We start from the raw sequence: 1,622 nt of genomic DNA on the forward strand, positions 1-1,622 counted from the left end.
GACAACGTGCAGGCCCTGACCTCGGCGCAGGCCGCCGTGCTCAGCTCGGCCCAGGTCGCCGGCCTGAAGTCCGACCAGATCGCTGTCCTCGAATCCGACGACCTGAAGGCGCTCTCGACCGCAGCACTGCGCGCTCTGAGCACGGCCCAGCTGGCAGCGCTGGACTCCGACCAGATCGGCGCCTTGGGCACGGCCCAGGTCGCTTCGCTCACCACCGGCCAGATCGCGGGCCTCGGCAGCGATGATCTGAACGCTCTCACCTCCGCGCAGTTCGCCGCGCTCGGCTCGGCCCAGATCGCCGCGATCAGCACCGCCTCGATCTCGACGCTGACCAGCGACGCTGTCGTCGGCCTGGGCAGCGCCGGTGTGCGTGCCCTGACCAGCGCGCAACTGGGTGCCCTGAGCACCGACAACGTTCAGGCCCTGACCACCACCCAGGCCGCCCAGCTCAACTCCGCCCAGATCGCGGGCCTCAAGACCGACCAGGTTGCCAAGCTGGAATCCGATGATCTGAAGGCCTTGTCCACCGCCGCGCTGCGTGCCCTGAGCACGGCCCAACTGGCCGCGCTGGACTCCGACCAGATCGGAGCCCTCACCTCCGCACAAGTGGCCTCGCTCAGCACCGGCCAGATCGCCGGCCTGGGCAGCGACGACCTGAACGCCCTGACCTCGGCCCAGTTCGCCGCGCTTGGCTCGGCCCAGATCGCCGCCATCAGCACCGCCTCGATCTCGACGTTGACCAGCGACGACGTGGTCGGTCTGGGCAGCGCCAGCGTCCGCGCGCTGACCAGCGGCCAGATCGGCGCACTGAGCACCGACAACGTCCAGGCCTTGACCTCGGCCCAGGCCGCCGTGCTGAGTTCGGCCCAGGTGGCCGGCCTGAAGACCGACCAGATCGCCGTGCTCGAGTCCGATGACCTGAAGGCCCTGTCGACCGCCGCGATCCGCGCGCTCAGCACGGCCCAACTGGCCGCGCTCGAGTCCGATCAGGTCGCCGCACTGAGTTCGGCGCAAGTCGCTTCGCTGACGACCGGCCAGATCGCCGGTCTGGGCAGCGACGACCTGAACGCCCTCACCTCCGCGCAGTTCGCCGCGCTGAGTTCGGCCCAGATCGCCGCCATCAGCACCGCCTCGGTTTCGACGCTGACCAGTGACGATGTCGTCGGCCTGGGCTCGACCGGCGTGCGTGCCCTGACCAGCGCCCAGATCGGCGCGCTGAGCACCGACAACATCCAGGCCCTGACCTCGGCCCAGGCCGCGGTCCTGAGTTCGGCGCAAGTTGCCGGCCTGAAGTCCGACCAGATCGCCAAGCTGGAATCCGATGACCTGAAGGCGCTCTCGACCGCCGCGCTGCGTGCACTCAGCACCGCCCAGCTGGCCGCGCTCGAATCCGACCAGATCGCCGCGCTGAGTTCGGCGCAAGTCGCTTCGCTGACGACCGGCCAGATCGCCGGTCTGGGCAGCGACGACCTGAACGCCCTCACCTCCGCGCAGTTCGCCGCGCTGAGTTCGGCCCAGGTCGCCGCGATCAGCACCGCCTCGATCTCGACGCTGACCAGCGACGACGTGGTCGGCCTGGGCAGCGCCGGCGTCCGCGCGCTGACCAGCGCCCAGATCGGCGC

At 70.2% G+C, this 1,622-nt stretch carries 1 pseudogene; it reads left to right on the top strand.

Features of this window, described 5'->3' with window-relative positions:
* Positions 1-1,622 (top strand): annotated as a pseudogene (locus AC07OQ_RS24420) (heme utilization protein); the annotation flags it as partial.

Source organism: Roseateles sp. GW821-FHT09B06, from assembly GCF_059418245.1.